Genomic DNA, 15,032 nt, shown 5'->3' with positions numbered 1-15,032 from the left:
TATTTCCATTTACCGAAAATAACCCACCGTAATGTTTAAATTTCACAGCACTTATAAAGCCAATAACATTAGTTTTTCGAGGTGATAACGATGACAAGGTATATGGTAACATCGGCCCTGCCTTACGCTAATGGCCCCATCCATGCAGGACATTTAGCTGGAGCATATCTGCCGGCTGATATTTTTGTCCGATATCTCAGATTGAAGGGAGAAGATGTTATTTACATATGTGGGACTGATGAGCATGGAACACCGATAACATTCAGGGCATTGAAAGAAGGCAAGAGCCCAAGGGAAATTGTCGACTACTACTATGAACATATAAAGACCACTTTTGAAAGAGCTAAGATAAGCTTTGATTATTTCGGAAGAACAGAGCTGCCAGTTCACTATAAGGTCAGTCAGGATTTCTTCCTAAGAGCCCTTAAGAACGGACACCTTGTAAAGAAGGTAACAAAGCAGGCTTACTGTGAGCACGATAAGATGTTTCTTCCGGACAGATATGTAATCGGAACCTGTCCCTACTGTGGAGCTGAGGAGCAGAGAGGAGACCAGTGTGAAGTTTGCGGTAGACCCCTTACCCCTGAAATTTTGATAAACCCAAGATGCAATATATGTGGAAATCCCATAACCTTCAAAGATTCTGCTCATTATTATATTAAAATGCAGGACTTCCAGGAAAAGCTTAGAAAGTGGATTGAGGGTAACGGACACTGGAAGCCCAATGTTAGAAACACCGTTCTTGGATGGATAAAAGAGGGACTTGAAGAGAGGGCTATAACCCGGGATTTAGACTGGGGAATTCCAGTGCCACTTGAAACTGAAGACATGAAAGGCAAGGTCCTCTATGTCTGGTTTGAGGCACCAATAGGATACATATCAATAACGATTGAATACTTCAAGCGCATAGGTAAGGAAGAAGAATGGAAAAAGTACTGGCTGGCAAACTATGATGGAGAAGAGACAAGAATAATTCACTTCATTGGAAAGGATAACATACCATTCCACGCAATTTTCTGGCCAGCTTTCTTAATGAGTTATGGGAAGTTTAAAGATAAAAATGGAGAATTTAAGTGGCTGTTGCCCTATGACATTCCGGCCAATGAATATCTCAACTTAGAAGGCAAGAAGTTCTCAACCAGCAGAAACTGGGCTATTTGGGTTCACGAATTCTTGGATGAATTCCCCGCTGACTATCTCCGCTATTATCTAACAGCAATAATGCCCGAAACAAGGGATTCCGATTTTAATTTCAAGGACTTCAAAGCCAAGATAAACGAGGAGCTGGTCAACATACTTGGAAACTTTGTCCATAGAGCTCTAACCTTCGTTAACAGATATTTCGATGGAAAAGTCCCTGAGAGGGGAGAACCTGATGAATTGGATAGACAAGCGTTTGAGGAAATTGAGAAAGCCTTTGAGGAAGTTGGGGAGCTAATAGCAAAATACCGCTTCAAAGACGCACTGAAAAGAGCAATGGCGCTTGCTGCCTTTGGAAATCGCTACTTCGATTACCAGCAACCCTGGAAGACCGCAAAGACTGATAAGCTGAGAACGGCAACGACAGTTAATGTTTCGCTCCAGATCGTCAAAGCTCTGGGAATCATAATTGAACCCTTCCTCCCAGATGCAGGCGAAAAAATATGGCACCTCTTAAATCTTGACGAGCTTAAAAAGTGGAAGTTCACCGAAATTCCGGCAGGACATAAGGTCAGAAAAGCTGAGATACTCTTCAGGAAGGTCACTGATGAGGACATCATACTATTTATAGTCAAGCACATCGCCAGGGGAAATCCGGAGAGTGCAAAGCTTCTCCTTGAAAAATACTACAAGATGGAGGATGTTGTAAGGGTAACCCTTGAGAACTTTGGAGAGAAGAGAAGGGAAGAGGCAATGGCAATACTTAAGAGCATCTATGGAAAAAAACTTGAGAAGAAAGAAAGAATGGGGGGCGGAAAGATGGAATATATAAAGTTCGATGATTTTGCTAAGCTTGAGTTAAGGATTGGGAAGGTTGTTGAGGTCAAAGACCATCCAAACGCGGACAAGCTCTATGTCCTTAAAGTTGACCTTGGCGAAGAGGTTAGACAGCTTGTTGCTGGGCTTAAGAAGTACTACAGCAAAGAGGAGCTGCTCAATAGATATGTTGTCGTCATTGCAAATCTCGAGCCGAAGAAACTCCGTGGCGTAGAAAGTCAGGGAATGCTCCTCGCGGCAGATGACGGTGAGAACGTGGCTCTACTCATGCCAGATAAAGAAGTAAAATTGGGAGCAAGAGTTCGTTAAAGCCTTAGCTCCACCCAGTTTTCTCTCTTCTTCTTGTAGACCCTCACCAGTCCCTGCTTCTCAAGGCGCTGGAACATCCTCCAGGCGGTCGTCTTAGGAATCCCAAGCATCTCCCTGACTTCAGCTTGCTTGGCTTTCCCGCCCCTGTCAAACAGATAGAGCAGGGCTTTTTCCTCGTCCTTCGTCAGTTCGTACTCCCTGAGACGTCTCTCAAAGTCCTCCCTGCTGATGCCGATGGCTTTTTCTTCTCCCCCGCGCCTCATGTAGACAAGGCCCCCGCCGGCGGCAAGGGCAAGGAGGGTCAATATACCAACCATCGTCCAGTTCATGGAGCCTTGGCTGGAAGTGCTTGAACTCTGAGATGAAGAGCCTGAGCTTGATGGTGCCGTTGAGTTGAAGGATTCAGTGGTTGTTCCCGATGTTGGTGCCGCTGGAGCCTCAGTTCCTACTGGTCTGTATTCAAGAACATAGGAAACCGTCTGATTCCCGGGGGGCATGAGAATCGAGTTCCCATTTATCTCGAGAGGTATATCCGTAAGGTCAACTATAACAGCGTTATCCGGAAACGTGATTTTAACGGGGATGGTTGAACTGAAATGGACACTCCATATCGCCCCTTTCTTTGATGTAAGATCGGGAGTATAATAAGTTATTTTAATTGGGATGGCGTTTTCGAAGTATACGGTAAGAATGGAACCGTTCATTTTGTACGGTAGAGGATTCCCATTCTCATCGATAACGGTCAGCCCTTCAACGTTGGTGGCGAGAAGTGATATGGAAAAGCTGACCGTGTAGTTTTCTGGGATAATGACCTCAGATACCTTAACGTACCCGTCGGAATAGACTGTAAGGCTTAGAGACTCGACGGAGTACTGCCCGCTTATGAAAGGTAGAATCACGAGTGCAATTGCCAGCACTATTGCTGCTTTGCTCCTCATCTCGGCACCTCCAGAAGTTAAGAAATCCCCCTTAAAAATATTCTTAAAACCAAAGAAAAAGATACTTAAAAAGATGTTCAATCTTCATCCTCCGAGTCATCTTCACCGTTGTGTTCCCCGTCTCCGTTGTTATCCTCAGAGTCCTCATGCTGACCGTTGTTCTCATCGTGGGAATCCTGCTCCTCATATCCCCCATTCTGGTCATCGTCGCTCTCATCACTGATGTATTCGTCCTTATGCTCGTCCTTCTCTTTGTGGTCATCTTCGTATTCATCTTTGCTGTCCTTTTCATCCTTGTGTTCTTCTTTCTCTTCTGTCTCCTCCTTGTACTCCTTTTCTATTTCTTTGGTGTCTTCGATTATCTCCTTCAGCTCCTCGTTGATGTCGTGGAGCATGTCGAGGGCCTCCTCATACTGGCCGCTCTCAACGAGGGCGTTGAACTGCTCGTACATGGTCTGGAGCTCCATCAGGTTCTCCTGGAGGTACGTGGCGTTTATCGTGGAGTTCTGAAGCATAGTCATTAGCTCCTGCATGAGCTTCATCTGCTCCTGGAGCTTCTCCATGAAGGCCTGGCTTATCTCATCGGCCTTTGCGCTGACTATCTGCTCCTGGAGCTTCTCAACGGCATCCTCAAGCTTGTCCATTAGCTCTTCCGCATACTCAAGGTCTGCCTTGAGCGCTGTGACGTTGCCGCTGGCAAGGTCCTGGGCAACGACCATATAAGCCGCTTTAGTCTCGTTGTAAAGCTCCATGACATAGGTGACGTTGAGGCCCTCTGCTTCTGCCTCCGCGATAACTTTCTCCACGTAGGGGAAGTACTCACTGGCCCTCTGGAGCTCCTCCCTGGCGTCCATTATCATCTCATAGTACTCGTGCTCTTCCTCCATTTTCTCCTCCTTGTGCTCTTTGTAGTAGTCGATAAGCTCCTCGATGACCTCCTTGTAGAGATAGAGGGCATTCATGGAGGCGTTTATGCTCTCGCTGTAGTTGCCGGCGTTGTAAAGCTCCCACGCCTGGGCACGGGCTGCTTCAGCCTGAGAGTACAGGTCAAGGGTGTAGTTGGAGATCGTGACGTTGCTCACGTTGAGCTCGGCTATCAGGCCGGCGGTGTAGTTGGCGACCTTGTCCAGTATCATGAGCAGATTGTATGCCATAACGCTCGTGTTCGTTGTATTGGTGACGTTGCTCATGTTAACGGGGGTGGTGTTGGTCACGTTCGTGGCGTTGACCGGCAGGGTCTGGTTGCTCACTGCGGTTGTGTTGGTTGCCGCCCATGCAGTACTCAGCGGTATCAGTGCCCCTATGAAGAGCACCAGCAGTGTTTTCATACTCATCTTCATGGCTCTCACCTGATAGTAAGTAGGTGTCCCCTCTATATTAGGAACCCGCCGGACTTTGCTCGTTTCAAAACGTTTCTCCGAGTCCCTCTTTTATAAAAAAGTATCTTGAGGAGAAAAAATGGAAGGTTGAGGGTTTATCTATATTTATCAGCTTCTAAAACCTCAGCTCCACCCAGTTTTCCTTCCTCCCCCGGATTATTTTTACTAATCCTTGCTTCTCAAGACGTTTAAACATTCTCCATGCAGTGGTTTTTGGAAGTCCGAGGGCGTTTCTTACTTCAGCTTGGCTTGCTCTACCACCTTTTTCAAGGATATACAGCAATACACTTTTTTCTTCATCATTTAGATCAAAATTCTCCATCTTTTTTAGAAATGCCTCCCGGTCAATTTTAATGCTCTTTGAAGACCTTTTGGAGATCAGCTTTATTCCAATAACCACTGCACTAATAACCAGAACACTTGTGATGAGATAGTATACCCAATTCTGAGAGGCTTTTTCTACCCCATATCCCAGAGTATATGAGATACTTTGGTTTCCGGGTGGCATAGAGATTATATTTGCGCTTATTGAAAGGGGGATATCGCTAAGATCAACAACTATTGCGTTTTGGGGAAGCACGATCTTAAATGGATAAGGTGAAGAAACGTTTAGAGTCCAAACAAGCCCATGCTTGGAAGTTAAATCAGGGGTGTAATATGAGAGTTTTATAAGTTGAGCATCATCAACATAAATAACCACACTATTCCCAGAAATCTCAAAATTAAGGGGATTGCCATTTTCATCTTCTACAATGAGGTTTTCGTAATTCTCACCTAAAAGAGGAACACTTATTTGAACAGCATAATCACCTGGAATGATTTGATAACTGACTTTAACATACCCATCTCTGTAAATGGTGAGCTCCAATTCAGAAACCGTAAATTCAGCACTAACCAGTGGAACTATAAGCAGGGTGATGGTAATAAGGGTCATGATTTTCCTCATTTAATCACCTCCAAAATAAAAAATCAGGAATGAGAAAGGATAAACTGCTCAACACTGTAAAGGAGCCTCAGTGCAATCCCAAAATGTTCCCTTGCAAGGGCGGGCTTTCTTTCTTTGAGCAGCCTTAATCCTATTTGTAACTCCTGTGCAGCGGTTCTAAGTTCAATTTCAGCCCTTCTTGTATCAACTCCCCTTCTTTTTAGCTCTTGTAATGCTCTGGTATCCTTTCTAATCCTATCTTGCATCTCCCGGAGAAATGCTCCAGCGTCTCTTTTTATTTTCTCTTCAGCGAATTTTTCATGAATCCTATTGAGGCTCCTGAAAAATGCATCAATCTCTGCTTTGTTGTTGATTATAACTGTTAAAGCATCTTCCCATTTTTCTTGTTCTGCCAAGCTTTTGACTTCATCATAAATTGCTTTTATCTCCTCAAGCTTATCCTCTGCTTCGGCAGTATCTATTCCTCTAAGTTTTGCCTCTTGTATAGCCCTCTCAGCAAAGGCAATACCTCTGCTCGTTCTCATTAAAAACCCTTTTACAATCCTGTCAGCATTTGCATAAGCCAGCTCTTTTCTAACTCTCCTCAGTTCTTTGTCAAGCTGCATCTTCTTTTCTTTTGCTACTTGGAGGTCTTCTCGTGCTTTTCCAAAATCTTTTGCCTTAATATCCTCTAACACAACCTTATATGCTTGTTTTGTTTCATTATAAAGCACTGTCAAGTTACTGACGTCAATTCCCTCTTTTTCAGCTATGCGGATCGTTTTCTCAACAAATTTGAAGTATTGAATTGTTCTCTCTATCTCTGCTCTTATCCGTTCTCTTGCATCTTCAACTCTTTCTTTTCCTTCTTTTAGCTCCCTTAAAACAATCTTGTAGTGGTGCATTGCAGTTAATGCATCAAGTATTGAGTTGTAATAATCGCCGTTGTTAAACTCTTCAAGTGCCTTCTCTTTGTACTCTTTTGCTTTCTCATAATGTATCAATATTGTTGAGTTCTCGGGAAGTTTGCCTCTAATGGGTTCAATTCTCTTTTCAGTGAATTTATCCAATCTCATAAGTTGGTTGATAAGCTGTTCTGCAATTATTTGCTCCCTTGTTGCGTTATCAAGGCTTAATTGCTGAATATCTGTTGTGTTACTGGCTTCTTCCTGGGCTACACCCAATGGCACTAAACCCCCCAGAAGCAACACCATCAGTGCCAGGGCACTCCATCTCATGGACATCACCAGTTGTGAATGTGAGGTCAACTTATTTTAGGAACCCGGTGAAAAGAACGTTTCGAAACGTTCCACTTACTGATTTTGGTTTGCTCTTTTAGTATTTAACTTTTTTGAGCAAGAAAATTCCAAGATTTTGAATTTGAAACGACAAGAAAAAAAATAAATACTGCAAAACTAAAATTTGACATGGTGGCATTCTTGAAGAGGAGTCAACTCAAATTTCTCTTAATAAACCTCCTTGCTCTGGCTGTCCTCCAGCCGGGAGCAGTAGCTTTTGCCAACTTTGATGCTCCTTATGGATTTTTAAAAGATCTCTCTGCATGGTTAGAGGCATATATTGGAGTTATGCCTTTAATGGTCATCTATGCTGTGTGGGATCGTGAAAAGCTTGGAAAGAAAGTAATTGGGGGCTATTTAATATTTGCTGCACTGCTAATGTCTTTCTCTTACTACCTTTCCAAGCTTGTGGTTGCTGACATAAATCCCAGCTTTTCATTCAAAGACTTCTTAGTACTATGCCCAATAAGTACTCTGTTAGCTCTTATGCTCCTTCTTCCAAGTCTTATACATATCCACAGGCTCTACTATTCGTATGATTTGCCTCTGGTAATAGCAGAGCTTTTGGTAGTTCTTGCTGTGTTTTTAGTGTACAAAAAGCTAAGAGAGAGTTAGGGGTTTATCGATAGACACAACCAGAGCAAAGCCCAAGCTTAAGAATGCCATGGCAAATCCTGGTGAAAGCACCCACCACCAGTATCCCCCATATAATGCTCCTTGTTGTAAAGCTTCACCAACAAACGAGCCCCAGTTTACGCCAGGTATTAATCCAAAGAAGCCGAATATTGAAATCAGGGCAACAATTCTTGGCATTAAGAATGTGAAGTACCTAACGCTGTGCTCTAAAACTACCGGTAAAATGTGCTTTCTGATGACATGAAATCCTGAAGCTCCCAAAGAGATGCTGGCAGTAACGTGCTCCCTCGACTTTTCTTGGATTGTCATTATCCGGATAGTCTTGGCAAACTTACCCACCAGCAATATTGAGACCAAAAGCATGAACTTTACAGGGTTAACTTCAACATGAGCTCCAATGCTTTGCCTTGACATGACCCACGTGAGAACAACGAGGATGGGCAAAATTGGAAGAGCTGTAAGGACTTCTAAGAAAAATGTGACTATGGATGAGAGCAGGTTTTTAAAGTAGCCAGAGATCAAGCCGAGCACGAGACCTAAAGCAATTATCATAAATGTTGTGAATAATGCTAAATAAAGTGTATTAACCATGCCCTTAACAAATCCCACCCATATGTCCCTACCATAGCTGTCAGTTCCAAGCAGACCATAACTTGTCCCATAAACGATGACTTCTGGAGGTACTGAGCAGTTGCATAGAACTCTGAGAGTATAAGTGCCTTTTAATGTGTCGAAATATGGATCAGCGGAAAAAAGCAACTCTGCAGGTGTTTTTGTTCCCAAGTCCGCATCAGTTAAGTTGAACCTATTTTTCAATGCTCTGAAAATTGAGAGGACAGCTCTATCGTTTGTATTCAAGGTAATATTTTGAAAAAGCATCCCATCATAAACATTAACTAAAACCCCATCCGGTCTCTTTACGTCAATAACATAGAGGGATGGATTATGTATGACAATCGCAATATCGTTGGGCTTCTCATTGTATTGATGTTCATAGGTGTAAACATAGAAACTGTATCCTTGGGAAGACCAGTTCAGCTTGGGCGTTAGCTTAACAGTTGGAATCCCTCCCAACCAAACAGGTTTTGCCCTTTTGGGATAATTGATCCAATATATTCCATTTTCCCAGTTGTCAAGCTCCTCCTTAGAGACTGAAAAATAACTCCCAAAGACAAAAATTATGAAGAGTATCAGAACTATCACGCCGATCTTTTGTCTCCTCATCATCATTTTAGCTCACCCTTGGATCTATAACTCCTTTGAGAAATTCAAGAAACAGAGAAACACCGAAGGATATTGTAGCAATTATAAGGGTAGTTGCGAAGAAAAGGTAGAAGTTAAATGTAATGCTAACACCTACATTTGGTATTATCTCTCTCACAAATGAGTTTTTGAGCACTAAGCCGAGACCCATCAAACCAAAAAGGTAATCTATGACGAGATAGTCTGTGAACATCTCCATGAACTTTTGGGCTGTAAAGCTGCTCAGCACGATTCCAATGTTCCTTAGAATGTGTTTTCTGTAGATGACCTTTTCTGGGATACCTTTTGCTCTCTCTGTCTGTATGTAGGGCTGATACATCTCCTTCTGTGTTTCTCTCGCAACTATGCTCATGAACTCCCAAATAAATACCAGAAATAAAGTCATTATGGGAAGAACGAGATGCTTTATTAAATCAACAACATATGTAACACCATATAGAGGTTTTGGCGTGAAAAGACCGCCTGTAGGGAGGACATTCAGCTTAACAGCAAATATAACTATCAGCAAAACTCCAATCCACCAAGAAGGCAAACCATTGAAGAGTCTTGTTATGCCCTCTATAATCTCCAACAGTCTTGGATGATTTGCAAGCTTCATTCCAAAGATAACTCCAAAGACAACAATTAATGCCACAGAGCTCAGCATTACAGTTAGAGTTACAAGGGTTGCACGAGAAAGACTTAATTCTCTTTCCTTTCTTTTGTCAATTTGTGTCTTTAAAGGTTCCCCTTTATTTAAGAGGAGCTGAATCCCCATGAGGAACGGATTTTTTGATAAACCATACTTTTCAAGGAGAAAGTGTTCATAAATATACTCCCAAGGTTCAACACCCTCTTTTGCAGCTTCCCTTTTTATCTGCTCATAAAGAACTGGATTTTTCATTCCAATGCCATATGCCGCTAAATCCTTAGCTCTCTCCTTGAGTAGGTGATTAGCAGTGATTCCTGCGGTTAAAACCAAAATCAGCATGACAGTAATGTATATCGCAATAATCCTCCCCAATGCTCTCTTTGCAATTCTCATAAAGCACCTTTGTCAATTTCTTCTGTTAAAGTTATAAAATTTTCTGACGAAGATGGGAAAATGACAATAACATTTCGTTATAATCTACACAGAAATAAAACAAAGCAGTATTTAAAAAGGTTAAATCTCATGGTACAGAAAACCCCAAACCTTTCAAGATCATCCTGGTTGCGATTATGAGAAGTACCAGCGAGAATCCCATTTTGAGACGCTCTGGATGAATTTCATGGGCAAGTCTTGCTCCTGAAAAGCCTCCCAGTATTAATCCTGGAGCCAACAATATAGCTTTGTCAAAGTGGACTTGCCCGAGGATATAATGACCAACTGTCCCAGCTAATGCTGTGAAGAACAAAGCAACGCTTGATGTGCCAATAGCATAATGGATGGGAAGTCCCAGAGAGTAAAACAGCGGGACATTTAAAATTCCACCACTTATCCCCAAAAGCCCAGAAGAAAAGCCAGATATAATCCCTATCACTGGAACTTTCCTATAATCAACTTTGACATTTCTTTTTATTGAGGGCGTTTCAGGCTTTTTAATAAGCTTGTATGCGACATATATCAAAGCAAAGCCGAATATCGCACTTAACTGTCTCGTATTTAGGAATGCAGTTATATAAGCACCAAGCAATGCAGATGGAATTGAAAACGCTTCTTTTATTACAACAACTTTAAAGAGAACGTTTTTTCGCCTCAAATGCCCATAAGCAGATGCAAGAGCACTCATAGAGATGCACGCCAGACTCGTTCCGATAGCTTCATGAATAGGCAGACCCAAAAGGGTCAGAACGGGAACTATTAAGAAGCCCCCACCAATTCCAAATAGACCAGCGAACAAACCTATGAAAAAGCCAATGAATATTATGGAAATGTGCCAAAGCATGAAAAACAATAAAAAAAGAACAATTTTAAAGATTACGGAACCGCAATTCCCAGCCCTTTTAAAATCATTCTCAATGCCAATAAAGCTAAAACCACTGCAAATGCTCTTTTCAGGTTTGAAGCCTTAGTTCTCTTTGCTATTTTTGCTCCAAGCTGTGCTCCAATAATCAGCCCGGGCACCAAAAGAACAAGCCATTGGGCTTCAACGTTTCCCATCATGTAGTGTTTAACTGCTCCGCTTGCAGCAGTGAAGACTATTGCAAAGCTTGAAGTCGCAACGGCATAGTGAATTGGCATTCCAAGCCAAACAAGGAAGGGGACGTTTATTATCCCCCCTCCCACCCCTAACAATCCGGAGGCTATTCCCGCGAAAAATCCACCAACCGGAACAAGCTTATAGTTTATTTTAACGTCCTTAAGCTTAACTTCACTTGGCTCTGCTGTCTTCTTGCGGTAAATCCTAATTGCAACGAGTATTAACGTAGCGCCAAAGACCACCTTAAGCTGTGCTGGATTCAGCAGAGATGTCATCCAAGCCCCGATGTATGCCCCGATTATTGCAGTGCTTGCCAATAGGAGTCCTGCCTTGTAATGGACCCTCTTCTGTCTTGAATATGCTAAAGCAGAACTGAGCGAAGTAAACACAACAGCCGCTGATGAAGTTCCCACAGCGTGGTGAATTTCAACTCCCAAGAGGTTGAGTGTGGGAACTATCAAAAATCCCCCGCCCAATCCGAAAAGAGCAGCCAAGATTCCTATGAAAACACCAACTGCAAAATAGCTGATATATTTGAGCAATTGACCACCTCCATTTAAAGCTCAAACACTATTGCCTCGATCAGCTTTATCAGGGCATCTAAATCATCCAAGTGGAGCATCTCCACCTCGCTGTGCAGATATTTAATGGGCACACTTAAGGCAAGAACTTCGCTTTTGTGCTGGAATACAGACGCATCAGTCCCTCCGCCAGTGACACCTATCTGAAGAGGTATCCCGTTCTTCTCGGCTGTCTCAACAACTCTCTTTGCGAGTTTTCTTGTGTAAACTGCTGAATTGTCCACAGCCCTAACCACAGCGCCGCTGCCTAATTTAACGTCTCCCGTTAAGAAGGAGCAGCACGCAAAGGAGTCAATGGCAAAGGCAAACTCCGGGCTGTAGTGTTCTGCCAAAAACTTAGCGCCCTTAAGCCCTATTTCCTCCTGCACAGTGAAGGCGAAGATGAACTTTCCATTCAGGTCATGATCAACTAAATCTTTGATAGCCTCAAAGAGTGCAACAGCACCAAAGCGGTCATCAAGAGAGCGAGTTGCAACATAGCGTTTGTTTAAAACAGCAAAGTGCTTTTTGAACACGGCATAGTCCAGCGGCTTAACTCCCAGTGATAGAGCCTCCTCCTTTGATTCCGCACCAATATCGATCTCCAATGCATGCCAGGGAATTGTGTCAAACTTCCTCTCGAGGTTGAGGTGAACTGGTGTAACCCCTATAACCCCGTCAAGCTTTCCATTCTCCGTTATCACATCAACGTGTCTTCCAATTAATAGTCTGTCATCAACTCCACCGATTTTTCTGAACTTGAGCTTCCCGTTGTTTGTTATGCCCGTAATTAAAAGCCCGATCTCATCTATATGTGCCATGAAAACTGCTTTCTCCTTACCTTCTCCAAGCTCAACTATCAGATTTCCTATTCTGTCAATCCTATAATCCGCAAAAGGCTCAATCCACTCAATCAGCTTTTCCCTAACTTTTTCCTCATATCCAGAAATTCCTGGAATTTGGGTTATTTCTCTGAGCTCTTTAATAAGGTGCTCCATACCACCACCTCACAGCATCTTTATGCTCTCAATTGGTCTAATTTTTAATACATCTCTATTGACTAAATCTTCCGGTATTTCGCCTTTGAAAACTTTCAGCAGATTTTTAACTGCCTGAATGCCCATATCAAGCATTGCCTCTTTTGATAAGCCCGCATAGTGAGGTGTTAAAACCGTTTCCCATTCCATCCCAAATAATTCGCTTTCTTGAACCGGCTCATTCTCAAATACATCCGTTGCATAGCCTCTCAGCTTTCCTTCTTTGAGAGCTTTAATCACAGCTCTTTCATCAACCAATGCTCCACGCCCTATATTTACAAGGTATTTGCCCTCCATGATCTTAAGGCTTTCCTCGTTAATTATGTGGTACGTTTCTTTTGTTGCTGGAAGTGCCAGAACAACGATGTCGCTCTGTTTGAGAACCTCCTCAAAGGGCAGATATTTTGCATTAACTTCCTTTTCTATGTCTTCTTTTCTGCTCCTCGACCAGTACAGTATTTCAGCCCCCAACGCTTTTGCTCTTCTTGCTATCGCTTTTCCAATTGCTCCCATGCCGATAATTCCAACTTTTTTGCCATAAACACTTTCAATATTCTTAAAGCTGCTCCACACAAGCTTTGGAGATTCCCATTTTCCCTGTCTGATAAATTTATCCGAATAGGCTATCTTCCTGAGCAAGGCAATCATTAAGCCGATGGCAAACTCCGCAACAACTTCACTCAAGACTCCGCTCACTTTAGTGACATAGATGCCTTTTTTTGTCGCTGCGTTAATATCAACGTGATCATATCCCGCTGAATGACAGCTTATTACTTTAAGCCTTTCAGCTTTCTCGATGATTTCAGCATCAATTTTGTTAAGGGGTGAGATTATAATGCCGTCGTATTGGTGGATTACTTCCATGAGATCTTCTTTCTCAGGATACAGCAGAACATCAACATCACAGTATTTTTTGAGTTCTTCCAGTGGTTTGCTTTTCATCTTGAACAATACAGCCACTTTCGGTTTCATGCTATCACCTTTAGACGTTTATCGAAACGAGCTAATAAATCTTTTTGATTCAAAGCGAAAAATTAAAAACTTCTTCTGAAGTCTTAAGGGGTAGGTGGTGTTATGAAGGTAGAGCGAAACAAATGGCAGAACAACTTCAGCGAGTGGTACAATGAGCTTATTGAAACGGCTGGAATACAAGATAAAAGGTATCCGGTAAAAGGGATGAACATCTGGTTGCCTTATGGCCTTAGGATAATGAGGAACATTGAAAAGTTCATCCATGAGGAGATGGAAAGGACTGGACATCAAGAAGTCCTATTCCCAGCGTTAATTCCAGAAACCGAATTCCAAAAGGAAGCCGAACACATAGCTGGATTTGAGGGAGAGGTATTTTGGGTAACCCATGCAGGTCACGATCCTTTAGATGTGAGATTGATTCTCAGACCTACAAGCGAGACAGCCATGTATTCAATGTTCGCGCTTTGGATTCGCTCTCACGCAGATTTACCATTCAAAATATACCAGATTGTCAATGTTTATAGATACGAAACAAAGCATACAAGACCACTGATTAGAGTTAGAGAAATCAGCAGGTTCTTCGAAGCTCATACAGCCCACGACAGCTTTGAAGATGCCGAGAGGCAGATAAAGGAGGACTTAGAGATATTTGACAATTTGGCTAAGAAGCTTGCATTGCCCTATATAGTCTCAAAGAGACCAGAGTGGGACAAGTTCCCAGGAGCTTATTACTCCCTCGGTGCAGAGGTTGTAATGCCCGATGGGAGGACTCTGCAGATAGGAACGATGCACAACTACAAGCAGAACTTCGCAAAGGCATACAACATAATGTATGAAAAAGAAGATGGAACCCATGAGTATGTCCACCAGACAACCTATGGAATGAGTGAGAGGCTTCTCGCGGCGGTCATTGCTGTCCACGGCGACGATAGAGGAATGGTTCTCCCACCAACAATCGCACCAATTCAAGTGGTTATAGTCCCAATTCCAAAGAAGGACTCGCCCTATGATGTCTTTGCATATGCAAGAGAGATTGCCGAGGAGCTTAAGACCGCTGGAATGAGAGTTCATGTTGATGAGAGGGACATAAGGCCAGGAAGGAAGTTCTATGACTGGGAGCTTAAGGGGGTTCCGCTGAGGATTGAAGTTGGTCCGAGGGATGTTGAAGGACAAAAGGCTGTGCTCGCAAGAAGAGACACCCTTGAGAAGTTCACAGTTGAGAGAGCTGAGCTAATTGAGAAGGTCAGAGAAACACTTGATGCAATAATGGAGAACCTCTATGCAAGGGCTAAAGAGTTCCTCGACAGCTACATTAAGAGGGTTGACACACTTGAAGAGGCAAAAGAAGTCTTTGAAGACAGAAGAGGGGTCGTTGAAATCCCGTGGTGTGGGGAAGAGAGCTGTGGACTTGAGATGGAAGAAATCCTTGATGCAAAGATGCTTGGAATTCCATATCCAGAGGAAGAGGCAAAAATTGAAGGCAAAAAGTGCGCTCACTGTGGAAAGGATGCAAAATTCATTGCAAGGTTTGCAAGGACTTATTGAACTCGTTTTTTCTTTTCTCTTGGTGATTTAT

The 15,032-nt window shown here is 42.8% G+C and carries 13 protein-coding genes; 3 read left to right on the top strand and 10 right to left on the bottom strand.

What is annotated here, in order from left to right; all coding sequences use genetic code 11:
• Positions 1-90 precede the first annotated feature (90 nt).
• The gene (gene metG / locus VFC49_RS01835) at positions 91-2,286 is read left to right on the top strand and encodes a methionine--tRNA ligase (RefSeq protein WP_324735941.1); all 2,196 of its coding nucleotides are present in this window, start codon (positions 91-93) and stop codon (positions 2,284-2,286) included.
• On the opposite strand, the gene VFC49_RS01830 is transcribed toward metG, so the two are convergent.
• The 4 genes from VFC49_RS01830 to VFC49_RS01815 form a co-directional block, all read right to left on the bottom strand.
• Positions 2,283-3,224: a helix-turn-helix transcriptional regulator gene (locus VFC49_RS01830; RefSeq protein WP_324735940.1), complete on the bottom strand. Its 942-nt coding sequence runs from the start codon at positions 3,222-3,224 to the stop codon at positions 2,283-2,285. The genes metG and VFC49_RS01830 overlap by 4 nt on opposite strands.
• Before the next feature lie 77 nt (positions 3,225-3,301).
• Positions 3,302-4,564, bottom strand: coding sequence for a hypothetical protein (locus VFC49_RS01825; RefSeq protein WP_324735939.1), 1,263 nt, complete (start codon positions 4,562-4,564; stop codon positions 3,302-3,304).
• 154 nt (positions 4,565-4,718) lie between these two features.
• Positions 4,719-5,549 carry a helix-turn-helix transcriptional regulator gene (locus VFC49_RS01820; protein ID WP_324735938.1) on the bottom strand — a complete coding sequence of 277 codons (831 nt, stop codon included), beginning with the start codon at positions 5,547-5,549 and terminating at the stop codon, positions 4,719-4,721.
• Between the two features lie 23 nt (positions 5,550-5,572).
• Entirely contained in the window at positions 5,573-6,766 is a 1,194-nt protein-coding gene (locus VFC49_RS01815) for a hypothetical protein (RefSeq protein ID WP_324735937.1), read from the bottom strand.
• A 201-nt stretch (positions 6,767-6,967) separates the two neighbouring features.
• Between VFC49_RS01815 and VFC49_RS01810 the strand changes: the two genes are divergently transcribed.
• Positions 6,968-7,441: a hypothetical protein gene (locus tag VFC49_RS01810; protein ID WP_324735936.1), complete on the top strand. Its 474-nt coding sequence runs from the start codon at positions 6,968-6,970 to the stop codon at positions 7,439-7,441.
• Here the strand turns inward: VFC49_RS01810 and VFC49_RS01805 are convergent.
• The 6 genes from VFC49_RS01805 to VFC49_RS01780 form a co-directional block, all read right to left on the bottom strand.
• Complete coding sequence (locus VFC49_RS01805; RefSeq protein ID WP_324735935.1) at positions 7,427-8,692, bottom strand: ABC transporter permease; 1,266 nt, start codon at positions 8,690-8,692, stop codon at positions 7,427-7,429. The genes VFC49_RS01810 and VFC49_RS01805 overlap by 15 nt on opposite strands.
• A 1-nt stretch (position 8,693) precedes the next feature.
• Positions 8,694-9,749 (bottom strand): ABC transporter permease, encoded by a 1,056-nt coding sequence (locus tag VFC49_RS01800; protein WP_324735934.1) that lies wholly within the window; start codon positions 9,747-9,749, stop codon positions 8,694-8,696.
• A gap of 127 nt (positions 9,750-9,876) precedes the next feature.
• Positions 9,877-10,632 carry a sulfite exporter TauE/SafE family protein gene (locus VFC49_RS01795; RefSeq protein ID WP_324735933.1) on the bottom strand — a complete coding sequence of 252 codons (756 nt, stop codon included), beginning with the start codon at positions 10,630-10,632 and terminating at the stop codon, positions 9,877-9,879.
• Between the two features lie 32 nt (positions 10,633-10,664).
• Positions 10,665-11,429: a sulfite exporter TauE/SafE family protein gene (locus tag VFC49_RS01790; RefSeq protein WP_324735932.1), complete on the bottom strand. Its 765-nt coding sequence runs from the start codon at positions 11,427-11,429 to the stop codon at positions 10,665-10,667.
• Between the two features lie 14 nt (positions 11,430-11,443).
• Complete coding sequence (locus VFC49_RS01785) at positions 11,444-12,445, bottom strand: M42 family metallopeptidase (protein ID WP_324735931.1); 1,002 nt, start codon at positions 12,443-12,445, stop codon at positions 11,444-11,446.
• Positions 12,446-12,454: 9 nt separating this feature from the next.
• Positions 12,455-13,456, bottom strand: coding sequence for a 2-hydroxyacid dehydrogenase (locus tag VFC49_RS01780; protein WP_324735930.1), 1,002 nt, complete (start codon positions 13,454-13,456; stop codon positions 12,455-12,457).
• A 102-nt stretch (positions 13,457-13,558) separates the two neighbouring features.
• Between VFC49_RS01780 and proS the strand changes: the two genes are divergently transcribed.
• The gene (gene proS, locus VFC49_RS01775) at positions 13,559-15,001 is read left to right on the top strand and encodes a proline--tRNA ligase (protein ID WP_324735929.1); all 1,443 of its coding nucleotides are present in this window, start codon (positions 13,559-13,561) and stop codon (positions 14,999-15,001) included.
• Positions 15,002-15,032 lie beyond the last annotated feature (31 nt).

Origin of the sequence: Thermococcus sp. SY098 (genome assembly GCF_035621495.1) — an archaeon.
Classification (GTDB): domain Archaea; phylum Methanobacteriota_B; class Thermococci; order Thermococcales; family Thermococcaceae; genus Thermococcus_B.
Note: the sequence above shows the minus strand (reverse complement) of the source record. Positions and strands in the feature narration are given on the sequence as shown.